The sequence below is a fragment of the Nocardia sp. NPDC056952 genome (assembly GCF_042674185.1).
Taxonomy (GTDB): domain Bacteria; phylum Actinomycetota; class Actinomycetes; order Mycobacteriales; family Mycobacteriaceae; genus Nocardia.
The window spans coordinates 228,388-241,606 of sequence record NZ_JBHURA010000009.1 but is presented as its reverse complement, the minus strand read 5'-3'; the positions used below and the strand labels follow the sequence as shown (position 1 = coordinate 241,606).

The following is a 13,219-nucleotide window of genomic DNA, read 5'->3' as shown; positions in this document are numbered from 1 at the left end:
GCACTTGGCGGCGACCACCGAGCGGTTGCAGCGGGCGGGGTTGTTCATCGCGAACTCGCACACACCCGTCCTCGGCGCGGGCGGCATGAAGCCGTGGGGCCCGAAAGAGGCTGCCGCCAAACGCGCATTCGATCCCTACGGCCTCCTGGCCCAGGGCAAGTCCGACGACGCCGAGGACTCCATCGCCACCTCGACCGCGCTGCCCAACAGCGGCTGGTCCTACCGGCTCAGCTGAGGCTACTTCTTCGCCAGCGGTTGGGCTGCCGTGATCGCCGTCGCGAGGGTGGTGAAGGCGGCCTCGTTGCCCGCACCGGTGATCAGGATCCGTACGCCGCCGAGGTCGGCGATCCAGCCGGTTTCCTCGGTCGGTTCGGAGTAGACGACCCATTTCTGCCCGGCCACTTCCTGCGTTCCGGTCGGATAGCGGGAGCCGAGCTCCTGGCGCGACAACGCCTCCTCGGAGGCATCGGTCTGCGAATACCGCATGTAGGTGCCCTGTGGAGTGATGTAGCCGACCGTGCTCACGGCACCGCCACCCGTGGTGGCGATGGTGTCGCGGCTGCCCGAGTTCGACACCCAGCCCTGCGGCAACGCCGGCTTGCGGATCGGGAACGACAGGGTCTTCGCGTCGGAGCTCAGCGCGGCGTCGGCATCGAAATGCGGGATCTGACCCTGCGTCGGGCCGTTCGTCGCCACCGTGCACTGGCTCGCGACCCCGGCCAATACCACCGCGGCCAGCACCAACGGGATCAACGACCAGAACAGATCGCGGTAGTCGTTGAAGATGCGGTGCTTGGTCTGTGCCACGGCTACCAGTATCCACTCGACCCCTGACCAGGCCGCCCAGGGGTCATCGCAGGAGGTCGTGCACGAGCGTGCCGTTTCGAAATGCGACAATGCCCCCGTATCACCAACGCCAAGGAGGCACTCCGCAATGACGCCCACCTCGCCCGTCCCCAGCCGCCGCGAGGCACCCGATCGCAACCTCGCACTGGAGCTGGTCCGCGTCACCGAGGCAGGCGCGATGGCGAGTGGCCGTTGGGTCGGCCGTGGCGACAAGGAAGGTGGCGACGGCGCGGCCGTCGACGCCATGCGTCAGCTCGTCAGCTCGGTGTCCATGAAGGGCATCGTCGTCATCGGCGAGGGCGAGAAGGACGAAGCGCCGATGCTCTACAACGGTGAGCTCGTCGGCGACGGCACCGGCCCCGAGGTCGACTTCGCCGTCGACCCGGTCGACGGCACCACCCTGATGTCGAAGGGTTCCCCCGGCGCCATCTCGGTGCTCGCGGTCGCCGAGCGCGGCGCCATGTTCGACCCGTCCGCGGTGTTCTACATGCACAAGATCGCCGTCGGCCCCGATGCCGCCGGCTCGATCGACATCACCGCCCCGATCGGCGAGAACATCCGCCGCGTGGCCAAGGCCAAGCGGCTGTCGGTGTCCGACCTGACCGTCTGCATCCTGGACCGTCCCCGCCACGAGGACACCATCCAGCAGGCACGCGACGCGGGCGCCCGCATCCGCCTCATCTCCGACGGTGACGTCGCCGGCGCCATCGCCGCCGCGCGTCCCGAGTCCGGCGTCGACATCCTGGTCGGTATCGGTGGCACCCCCGAGGGCATCATCGCCGCCGCCGCGCTGCGCTGTCTCGGCGGCGAGCTGCAGGGCATGCTCGCGCCGAAGGACGACGAAGAGCGTCAGAAGGCGATCGACGCGGGCCACGATCTGGACCGGGTGCTCTCGACCACCGACCTGGTCTCCGGCGACAACGTGTTCTTCTGCGCCACCGGCGTCACCGACGGCGACCTGCTGCGCGGCGTGCGCTACTACGGCGGCGGCGCGTCGACCCAGTCGATCGTGATGCGGTCCAAGTCGGGCACCGTCCGCATGATCGACGCCTACCACCGCCTGACGAAGCTGCGCGAGTACTCCTCGGTCGACTTCGACGGCGACGACAGCGCGAACCCGCCGCTACCGTGATCCGGGGCTGGGCGTCCCTATAGTCGAACTATGGCAGCGCCCAGCACCGCCCTGGTCCTCGGCAACGGCGGAATCGCCGGTATCGGCTGGCAGATCGGCATGATCGCCGGACTGGCCGAGGCCGGGGTGGACCTGCGGTCGGCCGATCTGGTGATCGGCACCTCCGCGGGCGCGGTCGTCGGGGCGCAAATTCGCAGCACGCTGTCGACCGACGAGCTCTACAAGCGGCAGCTGGGGCGGCTCAACGCCGAGATCCCGAACCGGCTCTCGGTCAAGCAGCTGGCCAAGTGGGCGTTCGTCGCTGGCACCGCGCCCAGCGAGACCAGCGCGGCACGCCGGGTCGCGAACGCTTCGCGCGGCAGGTCGACGATCGACCCCGTGCTGCGGCTGGCGGCGGTGTCCTCACGCCTGCCCGAGAAGGCGTGGCCGACACAGCCGCTGTGGATCACCGCGGTCGACGCCGATACCGGCGTGTTGAAGGTCTTCGACCGCGACAGCGACGTCTCACTCGCCGAGGCGGTCAACGCCAGTTGCGCGATCCCGTTCGCCTGGCCGGAGGCGTCGTGTCACGGGCACCACTACCTCGACGGCGGGGTCCGCTCCCCGCTGAATCTGGATCTAGCGAAGGGCTACGACCGGATCGTCGGCCTCGCGTCCAATATTCTCACCCCGCGCCGCAGCGGGAAGATCTCCGCCCAGCTCGCCCACCTCGGCTCGGCCAGGGTCACGGTGATCCATCCGGATCAAGCAGCGCGCAAGGCCATCGGCCCCAACGAGCTCGACCCGCAGCGCGTACACGGCGCCGCACTGGCCGGTCACACCCAAGCCAGGGACTTCGCCGACGAGGTGTGCGCGGTCTGGCCCACCGACTGAGTCCGGCGAGTATTCCTGCCGCGGATGTGGGATTTCGCGCTGGTGTGTGGCCACCATTCGCGGTGTTCTCGTCCTAGGGTCGAACTATGGCTGACGACGACGCGCAGTACCGGATCGAGCACGACACCATGGGAGAGGTTCGCGTCCCTGTCGACGCGCTGTGGCGGGCGCAGACACAGCGGGCCGTCGAGAACTTCCCGATCAGCGGGCGGGGACTCGAGCGCGCCCAGATCCGGGCGCTCGGCCTGCTGAAAGCCGCGTGCGCGCAGGTCAACAAGGATCTGGGCCTGCTCGATCCGGTGAAGGCCGATGCCATCATCGCCGCGGCGGGCGAGATCGCGAACGGTGAGCACGACGACCAGTTCCCGATCGACGTGTTCCAGACCGGTTCGGGCACCAGCTCGAACATGAACGCCAACGAGGTGATCGCCTCGATCGCCGCCCGTAACGGGGTGAGCGTGCACCCCAACGACGACGTGAACATGTCGCAGTCCTCCAACGACACCTTCCCCACCGCGACGCACCTGGCCGCCACCGAGGCCGTGATCACCGAACTCGTTCCCGCGCTGGACCATCTGCGCCTGGCTCTGCTCGACAAGTCGCAGCAGTGGCGCACCGTGGTGAAGTCGGGCCGCACCCACCTGATGGACGCGGTGCCGGTGACGCTCGGCCAGGAATTCGGCGGCTACACCCGGCAGATCGCCGCGGGTATCGAACGCGCGATGTCCGTGCTTCCCCGCCTCGGCGAGTTGCCGATCGGCGGCACCGCGGTGGGCACCGGTCTCAACGCGCCCGCCGGATTCGGCGCGAAGGTCGTCGCGGAACTGGTACGTACCACGGGAATCGACGCGCTGCGCGAAGCGCATGATCATTTCGAGGCCCAGGCCGCGCGGGACGGACTCGTCGAGGCCTCCGGTGCGCTGCGCACCATCGCGGTCAGCCTGACCAAGATCGCCAACGACATCCGCTGGATGGGTTCGGGCCCGCTGACCGGGCTCGGCGAATTGCAGCTGCCGGACCTGCAGCCGGGTAGCTCGATCATGCCAGGAAAGGTGAATCCCGTTCTGCCCGAGGCAGTGACGCAGGTGGCGGTGCAGGTGGTCGGCAACGACGCGGCGATCGCCTTCGGCGGGGCGAGCGGGGCGTTCGAGCTCAATGTCTACATTCCCGTGATGGCTCGCAACCTGCTCGAGTCGATTCGCCTGCTGGCCAACGTTTCTCGCTTGTTCGCCGACAAGTGTGTGAGCGGGCTCGTCGCCGACGAGGAGCACCTGCGGACCCTCGCCGAATCGTCACCGTCGATCGTCACCCCGCTCAACTCGGCCATCGGCTACGAGGAAGCGGCCGCGGTCGCCAAACAGGCGCTGCGCGAGAAGAAGACGATCCGCCAGACCGTCATCGACCGCGGGCTCGTCCCGGACAAGCTCTCGCTCGAAGAGCTCGATCGCAAGCTCGACGTGCTGGCGATGGCCGACGTCGACCGCTGAAACGCCGAACGGCCGTCACCTCGCAGGAGGTGACGGCCGTTCGCTGTGCACGATCAGGCCAGGTGCGCGAGTTCCGCGCGAGTCTTTTCGCCTTCGTCGCTGAAGTCTGTGCGGGAGAAGATGTTCCAGCGCTGCAGCAGCGGCTTGAACACCAGCTCGCCCTCCTTCGCGGGGTCGTAGATGCCCGCCTCTGCGAGCGCCTCGTCACTGGATCCGCCACCGGGCAGATCCACGTGCGGCACCCGGAAGTCGGCGACCCGATCGGCGATCGCGCGCACTGCCTGATCGGGAACCAGGTCGAGGGCGGCGGCGACGAGCACGGCGAAGAACTCGGCCTGCAGTTCGTCGTCGGCGGCCAGCTTCTCGGCCATCGCGGTGACGATCGGGTTCTCGCCGATCGCGGCGGTGTTGCGATGACGGATCGCGGCGGCGGCCTCTTCGAACGCGCAGGTGGCCAGCACGTCGATCAGGTGCATCGGGGGGCGGTTGAAACCGTCGGTCATGTGCTGCATGCGGGCCCGCTCGAGCGCGACCGGGTCCACCGCACGGGTGAGCATGAGGTAGTTGCGGATCATGATCTCGTGGCGGTTCTCCTCCGCCGTCCACCGGCCGACCCAGCGCCACCAGGGGCCGGTGCGTAGGTGCTTGCCGAGCTCACGGTGGTAGGAGGGCAGATTGTCGGCGACCAGGACGCTCACGGTCAGCGCGAGCCGGGCGGTATCGCTGAGCTCGGACTGTTCCGGGGTCCAGTCCTCGCCACCGAGGAAGGCGAAGTTGCGCCCGTCCGACCACGGCACCTGCTCGTGCGGCTGCCAGCCGTCGGCCACCTCGATATGGCGACGCAGGTTGATTTCCACCTCGTCCGCGAGCGAATCCAGCAGCTCGCGGTCGGTCAAAGTTTTCTGCACCCCGACAACTTAGTACCTCGTGCGCAAGCGCGGGGACCTACGGGGTGAACCGGGTCCCCGCGCCGGGGCGGAGCGCGACGCTGACGTGGGGCCCGACTACTTCGGGGTCACCGTGGTCTCGCCGTTGACCCAGGTGATGGTGCCACCGGTGAAGTCGCTCTGCTTGCCTCCGGGGATGTCCTTCTCGTCGCTGGTCGGGTAGCCCAGCGTGCCGTTGGCGCCGCCGTTCTCTTCCCAGGTCTCGCGGATGTCGCCCCACACGATATGGGCGCCGGAATCCTTGCTCCAGTAGATGGTGCCGCCGGTGAAGTCCTGGTACTCGCCGCCGTCGGGGCCGGATTCCTGGGCTTCTTCCGGTGCGCCGAGCGGGCTGCTCGCGCCGCCGGCCGCCATGTACTTCTTGTACACCTCGCCGGCGATGACGATGTCACCGTTCGGGGTGGAGACGGTGGTCGATTCGCCTGCCGCTCCACTGGTGGTGGCCGCGCCGGACGTTGTCTCGGAACCGGAGGTGGTTTCCGAACCGGGGGTGGTGGTCATCCCGCCCATCCCGGGCTCGGTGGTGGCGCTGCCACCAGGGGCTCCGATCGCGGAGGTCACCGAGGCGACGGCGTCGTTCGCCTTGTCCTTGTCGTCATCGCTGCAGCCGGCAGCGAGCAGCAGACCCGCCGCGGCCAGGACCGCGGCGCTCCCGGCAGCAGTACGTCGAGCGAAGTGGTTCATATCCATCCTCTCGCGAGTGGCCCCCCGGGGGTGCCCCCGGAATGGAGCCTGGCCGACATCCGCAACGGCCCGGCGGAACAGTGTTCGCCGAGCCGTTGCTGGATTGGTGTCGGAGCGGATATTACCCACTGTTTGCGGTAATCAAACGGATTCCGGCCGCGACGCGGCCCGATTGCCGACGATTACGCGTTCGGTCCGTACTCCTCGAGCATCTCGGTGACCAGCGCCGCGATCGGCGAGCGCTCGCTGCGGGTGAGCGTGATGTGCGCGAAAAGCGGGTGCCCCTTGAGCTTTTCGATCACCGCGGCCACACCGTCGTGCCTGCCGACCCGCAGATTGTCGCGCTGGGCGACATCGTGGGTGAGCACCACCCGAGAACCCGTGCCGAGGCGGCTCAGCACCGTCAGCAGCACATTGCGCTCGAGCGACTGCGCCTCGTCGACGATCACGAACGAATCGTGCAGCGACCGCCCTCGAATGTGGGTCAGCGGCAGCACTTCGAGCATGTCGCGACTGAGCACCTCCTCGAGCACCTCGCGGCTGGCCAGCCCGTCGAGCGTGTCGAAGACGGCCTGTGCCCACGGGCCCATCTTCTCGCTCTCCGAACCCGGCAGATAGCCCAGTTCCTGCCCGCCCACCGCGTACAGCGGCCGGAACACGACCACCTTGCGCTGGGTGCGCCGCTCGAGCACCGCCTCGAGTCCGGCGGTCAGCGCCAAGGCCGACTTGCCGGTACCGGCGCGCCCACCCATCGACACGATCCCGATGCTCTCGTCGAGCAGCAGATCCAGGGCGATGCGCTGTTCGGCCGAACGCCCGTGCAGCCCGAAGGCCTCCCGCTCTTTGACCAGCTGGATCCGCTTGTCGGCGGTAACCCGGCCCAGTGCGCTCGAGCTGCTGCCCAGCAACCGAACACCGGTGTGGCACGGCAACTCTCGCGCATCGTCGAGGTCGATCACCGAATCGGTGTAGAGCTGGTCGATCTGCGCGCCCACGACGTCGAGTTCCACCATCCCGCTCCAGCCGGAGGTCACCACGTCCTGCGCGTGGTATTCGTCGGCCGACAAGCCGACCGCGCTCGCCTTGACGCGCAGCGGGATGTCCTTCGACACCAGCACCACGTCCTCGCCCTCGGCCGAGAAGTTCAGCGCGCAGGCCAGGATGCGGGAATCGTTGGTGTCGGAACGGAATCCGGCGGGTAGCACCGACGAATCGGTGTGGTTGAGCTCTACCTGCAGGGTGCCGCCGTCGGTGCCGATGGGCAGTGCCTGGTCGAGCCTGCCGTGCTGCACACGCAGGTCGTCGAGCATGCGCAGCGCTTCGCGGGCGAACCAGCCGAGCTCGTGGTGGTGCCGTTTCGCCTCCAACTCACTGATCACGACCAGGGGCAGGACCACACTGTGTTCCCCGAACCGGGTGACGGCCCAGGGATCCGACAGGAGTACAGAGGTGTCTACGACGAAAGTCTTGCGACCGGAACGTGAGGGGCGAGCCCCTTTCTTCGAGGCCGAATTGCTCGAGGCCGAGGCCGAGGCCGTGTGCTTCGCGGAAGCGGAAACGGAGCGTGCAGCAGTCACGGTGGGCTCCTTATGTGTTCGCACGGCACCCGTGCGAACGATCTCGCTGGACCGGTCCGTCCTTGTGGGCGTTGACGCTGAGTCAACCGCCCCGAGGGCCAGGTGCCGGCCCTCTCGCACTGAATAGCTCAGTCACGGTCAGGACCTCCCGTACGAATCACACCGACGCGACTCGCATCACCGACGCTACCGCCGAATTCGTAGCCGCGCTGCTGGACCGGCACACGTGTCCGTGAATTTGTCGTTAACCGGCACTGTCGCGGCGGATCCGGCACGTGTGCGCCACCGAGGGCTAGAGTCGATGACATGGCCGAAGACCAGGATCTGGAGAAGCTGTCGTCGAAGGAACTGCACGATCGCGCGGTGAAGACGGCCGTGCGCCACGGCGACGTGAAGTTCCTGTGGGAACTGCTGAAGTCGATTCCGGCGGCCCAGGCCGAGGCGGGCGACCTCGGCGAGAGCTCGGCCGACATCAAGTACGTGCTGCCGATGCTCGACGACTACTTCCACGCGGGCGACGGCAAACTGGCCGATGTGCTGCGCCCCACCTACCTGGAGTACCTGCGCAAGCACGGATAGCTCAGCGGCCGGTGATCGCCTTCACCACGCCGACAACGGCGCCGCGCAGGACGTTGCCCTTGCTGAAGTGGTCGTCCCACAGCACGATTCGGCCGTCGCGCAGTTCGAAGGTGCCGCTCACCCAGAAGCCGATGCGCACCGGGCCCACGTGCAGGTAGTCGGTGCGGTCGGTGAGCACGATGTCGCCGTCGGCGGCGATGTGGTGGATCTCCGCGGAGAACCCGAGCTTCGGCCGATCCAAGCCGCGCAACAACGCGGCGACCCGGTTCTTGCCGCGCACGGTCGGCAGCGAGGCGTTCTTCCAGACGATCGCGGGATCGAGCAGATCCAGCGCCTCGTCGACCGCGCTGAGCTCGAGTGCGTTGAAGAACTCGCGAACGATGGTGACAGCGGGCTCCGGCAGTTCCGGCTGGTCGGTCATGCGATGAGCCTAGGGTGCCGATCGCGCTCGGGCCAGGGGTCAGCTCAGTTTCGCTGATCGATCAGGACGGCGAGACCGTCGAGGATGCGTTCGACACCGAAACGCAGGGCGTCGTTGGCTCCGCCCTTGCCCGCCGGCGCGGCGGCTTCCTCGGCGAAGGCGGCCCGCACCTCGGGGTAGCGACCAGAGGCCGCGGTCATCATCTCGGCGAACTGCTCGGTGAACTGCACTTCGCCGTCCCCGCTCATCGACGAGACCTGCTGGGCCAGGCTGCGGGCGTGGCCGTTGAGCAGGACGATCGTGTCCAGCCGCTCCGAGCCGGAGAGCCCGGTGCCCGCCAGTGCGGTGAGGGCGGCCTCGGTCCAGCCCATCTCGTTCGGGCCGAGGGGCCGCACGCCGAGGGTGAGCTCGATCGACCACGGGTGCGCGCGGTAGCGAGCGAAGAGCGCTTCGACCCAATCGCGGAGGCCGGTTCGCCAGTTCTGCTGCGCGCCCGCGGCCTTCGGCGGTTCACCCATCGCCGCGTCGAGCATCAGCGCGGTGAGCTGCTCCTTGCCCGGCACATATCGGTACAGCGACATCTTGGTGAAGCCGAGGCGTTGCGCCAGTCGCTGCATCGACAGCGCGGACAGCCCTTCGGCATCGACGAGCGCGATGGCCTCGGCGACGATCCCGTCGAGAGTGAGGGCGGGTTTGGGCCCGCGCTTGGGGCGCTGCGTGGTCCCCCACAACAGCTCGACGGTGGTCGGCGGCGGCATCTGCCCATCCTCTCGAGAATCGTCTTGACGTGAAACTGTGTCTACCATACTCTCATCTGCATCCACTGGATACAGATTCCATCGGACACAGATTCTCAGGAGTTGCGTCATGCGTACTGTCCTCATCTCCGGCGCCAGCGTCGCCGGCCCCGCCCTCGCCTACTGGCTGCACCGCTACGGCTTCTCCGTCACCGTCGTCGAACGCGCCCCCGCGCTGCGGGCGGGCGGTCAGGCGGTGGATTTCAAGGGCAAGACCCACCTGACCGTGCTCGAGCGGATGGGCATCCTCGACGAGGTCCGGGCCCGGCGTACCGGTACCACCGACCTGGTCTTCGTCGACGACAACGGGCGCGAGCTCGGCGTGATGTCGGGCGAGTTCACCGGCGGCGACCTGGAGATCCTGCGCGGCGACCTGGCCGAGGTCATGTACGACAAGACCGCCGACACCGTCGAGTACCTCTTCGGCGACACCGTCACCGACCTGCGCGACACCGGCGACGGTGTGGCCGTGCGGTTCGAGCACAACCCGCCCCGCACCTTCGACCTCGTCCTCGGCGCCGACGGCATCCATTCGCGGGTGCGGAGATTGGCGTTCGGCCCCGAAGCCGACTACGTGGCCCACCTCGGCTACTACTACTGCGTCGCCGGTGCGAGCCGCTGGAGCGACGCGGCCACGCCCCGTGACAAAGCGGCAGGCGCCGCCCACAACACCCCGGGCAAACTCGCCATCGACGGCGGCCCGAAGGCCCAGCAGATGTACATGTTCGCCGCCGGTGAACTCGACTACCCCCGCAACGATGTCGACGCCCAGCGCCGCATCATCACCGAAACCTTCGCCGACATGGCGTGGCAGGCCCCCCGCATGCTCACCGATCTGGCCGAATTCGACGACATCTACCTCGACTCGATCAGCCAGGTCCGGATGAACGGCACCTACACCCGCGGCCGCGTCGCCCTCATCGGCGACGCCGCCTACGGAAACACCCTGGCGGGCTTCGGCACCGGCCTTGCCGTCGTCGGCGCCTACGTCCTCGCGGGCGAACTGGCCTCCGCCGCGGGTGATCACGTCACCGCCTTCGCCAACTACGACCGGATCATGAAGCGCTACGCCAAAATCGCGGGCAACAGCAACGCGGGCCCCTTCCTCGCGCCCAAGACCGCCCTGGGCATCAAGGCCCGCAACTGGTTCCTCGGCTCCCGCTTCTTCACCCTCATGATGAAATACGGCGACAAGGCCGCCAACGACATCGATCTGATCGACTACCCGCAGCTGGTCGGGTGTAGCGCTTGACTTGGAGTGCACTCCAAGTCATAGGGTCGGCGACATGAGCATTCGACTCGGCTATCAGATGCCCAACTTCAGCAACACGTCCTCGGTGCGTGAGCTGTTTCCCGCGGTGATCGCGCAGGCCAGGGAGGCGGAGGGCGCGGGGTTCGACGCCGCTTTCGTGATGGATCACTTCTATCAGCTGCCGTTGATCGGCGAGCCCGAGGAGCCGATGCTGGAGGCCTACTCGGCGCTGTCGGGTCTGGCTACCGCGACCGAGCGAATTCAGTTGTCGGCCTTGGTCACCGGCAATACGTATCGCAATCCCGCCCTGCTGGCCAAGACCGTCACCACGCTCGACGTGGTGAGCGGTGGCCGCGCGGTGCTCGGCATCGGGGCGGGGTGGTTCGAGCTGGAGCATCAGCAGTACGGGTTCGAATTCGGCACCTTCACCGAGCGGTTCGAGCGGCTCGACGAGGCCTTGCGGATCATCACGCCGATGCTGCGCGGGCAGCGCTCCACTTTCGACGGAAAGTGGTACCACACCGAGAACGCGATGAACGAGCCACGCATCCGCGACGACCTGCCGATTCTGCTCGGCGGTGGCGGCGAGAAGAAGACCTTCGGCATGGCAGCCCGCTTCGCCGATCACCTCAACATCATCTGCAATGCCTCCGAGCTGCCCCGCAAACTCGACGCCCTGCACCAGCGGTGCGAGGAGGCGGGCCGCGACCCCGCCACCCTCGAAACCAGCTTCCTCGCGCTGACCATCGTCGACGAAGACGGTGACCGTGCCCGAAAGACCCAGGCCGACATGTTGTCGCGCCTCGGCGTCGACCTGTCCACCCTGACCGAGGCCGAACGCCGGGCCACCGTCGCCGACCGCCAATTCGCCGGCACCCCGGACGAAGTCGCCGAACAGATCCAGGCCCGCGTCCTCGACCACGGCATCGACGGCGTCATCATCAACCTGATCGCCAACGGCCACGAGCCCGGCGTCATCGACCGGATCGGCCGCACCCTGAGCCCGCTGGTGCACTGAGCGAGCTCACCACGACGCGAAGTGGTCTTCTCCTCGCTGACGGTTCTGCTGGCGGCGACGGAAGAAGACTTCTTCCGGGGTGACGGTGGTGAGGGCGTCGGTGATCCGGCTCAGGCGGGTGTCGTAGCGGTTTTCGTGGATGTGGCGTTCGATGCCCGCTTGCCATTCGGGGGAAAGGCGCGACCAGATCGCGGCGACTCGGGACTGGGCGGCGGGTTCGGATTCGGCGAGTAGTTGCAGCAGAGCGGGCCAGTAGGTGGCGTCGGTGGCGTGCGCGGGCAGGGCGGCTACCGAGGTTTCGTCGAGTTCGGCGAGGGTGGCGGCGATGTGGCGGCGGGCCGGTTCGCTCAGGCGGGCGGACAGGGCGAACAGCCCGCGCCACGGGTCGGCTTCGTCCTTGCCGTCCAGCGAGCGGACCAGCGCGCCGAGTACGTCGGTGTTCGCGAATTGCGGGTTCGTCGACAAGGCCCACAGGGCAACAGGATCGAGTCTGCCGATCACGGTGAGCAGCGCGGGCGAGGCGTTCCGGTTGACCGCGGTGAGCAGGAATCGGCCGACCTCGTGTGCGGTGCCGCGGCCGAAGAAGATGTCGCCGAGGGTGCCCGCGATATCGGGGTCGACCTTGCAGAACAGGGCGAGCATCGCGTGATGCAGGGTGGGTGGGCCTGCCAGGACGGTGTGGAGCATGCCCGGCACCCGCTGGCGTGGGCCCGCCAGCAACTGCCGAACGATCCGGCTCAGCGTGTGCGCCGGGTACGCGTAGGCGGCGGTGAAGACCAAGCCCGCGTCATCGAGGACGGTCTGCTCCAATGCCGCGATCAGCGGCTCGTTCACCACTGAGAGGAACCGCGCGGCGGTCACGTAGTCGCGACGCCGCAACAGCTCGTTGATGATGAGGGTGATCGGCTCCGGCCTGCCGTATCGCATCAGCTGTTCGAAGACATTCGGGTCCAGGTACGGCGCTCCGTCGGCCGCGTAGACGGCATCGACCGCGCACAGCGCCTGCGCGCACTTGCGCGGATGTTTGACGCCGACCGCGCCGAGGAATCGGGCGGCGAGCACCGGCGGCACCACCCGCTCGAAGAGCGCGACACCCACACCCACCGGAAAGATCGGCACGAGCGGGCTGACCCGGCGGAAGGTGTCCGCGTGCTCGGCGTGTAGTGCGCGCAGGATCTGCTGCTGAATCGCCGACAGGTGCACCGCGCCGAGACGGGCCAGCGGTGCGAGGCGCTGCGGCGGCACTTTCAGCGTGCGCGCGAGTACCACGAGCTGTGTCTGAGCTTCGAGTTCGGTTTCGATCATCAGCTGCCGAAGAGGATCTTGCGCGAGACCTTACGCAGCGGAGCGGGCATCGCGGTGAGCGCGGCGTCGATCGCCCGGCGCAGCGCCCGCACCTCGTTGGCCCGCGCGGCGCGGAACAGTTCGATCAGCTCCCTGGCCTCGGCCTCGGAGAGCAACTCGAACGCGTGCACCTCCCCGCCGACCTCACGCGCCAGCGCACGTCGATATTCCATACGGACTGACCATGCCCTATTCCATTAGGCCCGTATGCGATTCACCGGAACTTTGTGTGTTCCGACAACACGATGGCCCCTGTCTGCAT

Annotated in this window: 15 protein-coding genes; 7 read left to right on the top strand and 8 right to left on the bottom strand. The window is 67.8% G+C overall.

Going from position 1 to position 13,219, the window contains the following annotated elements; all coding sequences use genetic code 11:
* Nucleotides 1–235 (top strand): hypothetical protein (locus tag ACFTS5_RS27370; protein WP_378636337.1); only part of this gene is annotated, 235 nt, incomplete at its 5' end.
* Between the two features lie 2 nt (nt 236–237).
* On the opposite strand, the gene ACFTS5_RS27365 is transcribed toward ACFTS5_RS27370, so the two are convergent.
* Nucleotides 238–807 (bottom strand): DUF4245 domain-containing protein, encoded by a 570-nt coding sequence (locus ACFTS5_RS27365; protein ID WP_378636336.1) that lies wholly within the window; start codon nt 805–807, stop codon nt 238–240.
* A 127-nt stretch (nt 808–934) separates the two neighbouring features.
* Between ACFTS5_RS27365 and glpX the strand changes: the two genes are divergently transcribed.
* The 3 genes from glpX to ACFTS5_RS27350 all read left to right on the top strand — a co-directional run bounded on the left by glpX (nt 935) and on the right by ACFTS5_RS27350 (nt 4,338).
* On the top strand, nt 935–1,978 hold the full coding sequence (glpX, locus tag ACFTS5_RS27360) for a class II fructose-bisphosphatase (RefSeq protein ID WP_378636334.1): 1,044 nt from the start codon (nt 935–937) through the stop codon (nt 1,976–1,978).
* 30 nt (nt 1,979–2,008) lie between these two features.
* Nucleotides 2,009–2,851 carry a patatin-like phospholipase family protein gene (locus ACFTS5_RS27355; RefSeq protein ID WP_378636331.1) on the top strand — a complete coding sequence of 281 codons (843 nt, stop codon included), beginning with the start codon at nt 2,009–2,011 and terminating at the stop codon, nt 2,849–2,851.
* A gap of 86 nt (nt 2,852–2,937) precedes the next feature.
* Nucleotides 2,938–4,338, top strand: a complete 1,401-nt coding sequence (locus ACFTS5_RS27350; RefSeq protein ID WP_378636329.1) for a class II fumarate hydratase — start codon at nt 2,938–2,940, stop codon at nt 4,336–4,338.
* Nucleotides 4,339–4,391: 53 nt separating this feature from the next.
* Here ACFTS5_RS27350 and ACFTS5_RS27345 read toward each other — a convergent pair whose 3' ends face one another.
* The 3 genes from ACFTS5_RS27345 to ACFTS5_RS27335 form a co-directional block, all read right to left on the bottom strand.
* On the bottom strand, nt 4,392–5,246 hold the full coding sequence (locus ACFTS5_RS27345) for an acyl-ACP desaturase (RefSeq protein WP_378636326.1): 855 nt from the start codon (nt 5,244–5,246) through the stop codon (nt 4,392–4,394).
* A gap of 96 nt (nt 5,247–5,342) precedes the next feature.
* Nucleotides 5,343–5,969 carry an esterase gene (locus ACFTS5_RS27340; RefSeq protein WP_378636324.1) on the bottom strand — a complete coding sequence of 209 codons (627 nt, stop codon included), beginning with the start codon at nt 5,967–5,969 and terminating at the stop codon, nt 5,343–5,345.
* Between the two features lie 182 nt (nt 5,970–6,151).
* The gene (locus ACFTS5_RS27335; protein WP_378636321.1) at nt 6,152–7,546 is read right to left on the bottom strand and encodes a PhoH family protein; all 1,395 of its coding nucleotides are present in this window, start codon (nt 7,544–7,546) and stop codon (nt 6,152–6,154) included.
* Between the two features lie 306 nt (nt 7,547–7,852).
* Here ACFTS5_RS27335 and ACFTS5_RS27330 point away from each other — a divergent pair, with 306 nt between their 5' ends.
* On the top strand, nt 7,853–8,125 hold the full coding sequence (locus ACFTS5_RS27330) for a hypothetical protein (RefSeq protein WP_378636318.1): 273 nt from the start codon (nt 7,853–7,855) through the stop codon (nt 8,123–8,125).
* 1 nt (nt 8,126) lies between these two features.
* Here the strand turns inward: ACFTS5_RS27330 and ACFTS5_RS27325 are convergent, their stop codons facing one another.
* Nucleotides 8,127–8,546: a limonene-1,2-epoxide hydrolase family protein gene (locus ACFTS5_RS27325; protein ID WP_378636316.1), complete on the bottom strand. Its 420-nt coding sequence runs from the start codon at nt 8,544–8,546 to the stop codon at nt 8,127–8,129.
* Between the two features lie 44 nt (nt 8,547–8,590).
* On the bottom strand, nt 8,591–9,304 hold the full coding sequence (locus ACFTS5_RS27320; protein WP_378636314.1) for a TetR/AcrR family transcriptional regulator: 714 nt from the start codon (nt 9,302–9,304) through the stop codon (nt 8,591–8,593).
* 109 nt (nt 9,305–9,413) lie between these two features.
* Between ACFTS5_RS27320 and ACFTS5_RS27315 the strand changes: the two genes are divergently transcribed.
* Both ACFTS5_RS27315 and ACFTS5_RS27310 read left to right on the top strand, forming a co-directional pair.
* A complete protein-coding gene (locus tag ACFTS5_RS27315) occupies nt 9,414–10,595 on the top strand; it encodes an FAD-dependent monooxygenase (RefSeq protein WP_378636312.1) in 1,182 nt (393 codons plus the stop codon).
* A 34-nt stretch (nt 10,596–10,629) separates the two neighbouring features.
* Nucleotides 10,630–11,613: an LLM class F420-dependent oxidoreductase gene (locus tag ACFTS5_RS27310; RefSeq protein WP_378636309.1), complete on the top strand. Its 984-nt coding sequence runs from the start codon at nt 10,630–10,632 to the stop codon at nt 11,611–11,613.
* A gap of 6 nt (nt 11,614–11,619) precedes the next feature.
* Here the strand turns inward: ACFTS5_RS27310 and ACFTS5_RS27305 are convergent, their stop codons facing one another.
* Both ACFTS5_RS27305 and ACFTS5_RS27300 read right to left on the bottom strand, forming a co-directional pair.
* Nucleotides 11,620–12,918 carry a hypothetical protein gene (locus ACFTS5_RS27305; protein ID WP_378636306.1) on the bottom strand — a complete coding sequence of 433 codons (1,299 nt, stop codon included), beginning with the start codon at nt 12,916–12,918 and terminating at the stop codon, nt 11,620–11,622.
* Nucleotides 12,918–13,130, bottom strand: coding sequence for a hypothetical protein (locus ACFTS5_RS27300; protein ID WP_378636305.1), 213 nt, complete (start codon nt 13,128–13,130; stop codon nt 12,918–12,920). The genes ACFTS5_RS27305 and ACFTS5_RS27300 overlap by 1 nt, the downstream gene beginning before the upstream one ends.
* Between the last annotated feature and the right edge of the window lie 89 nt (nt 13,131–13,219).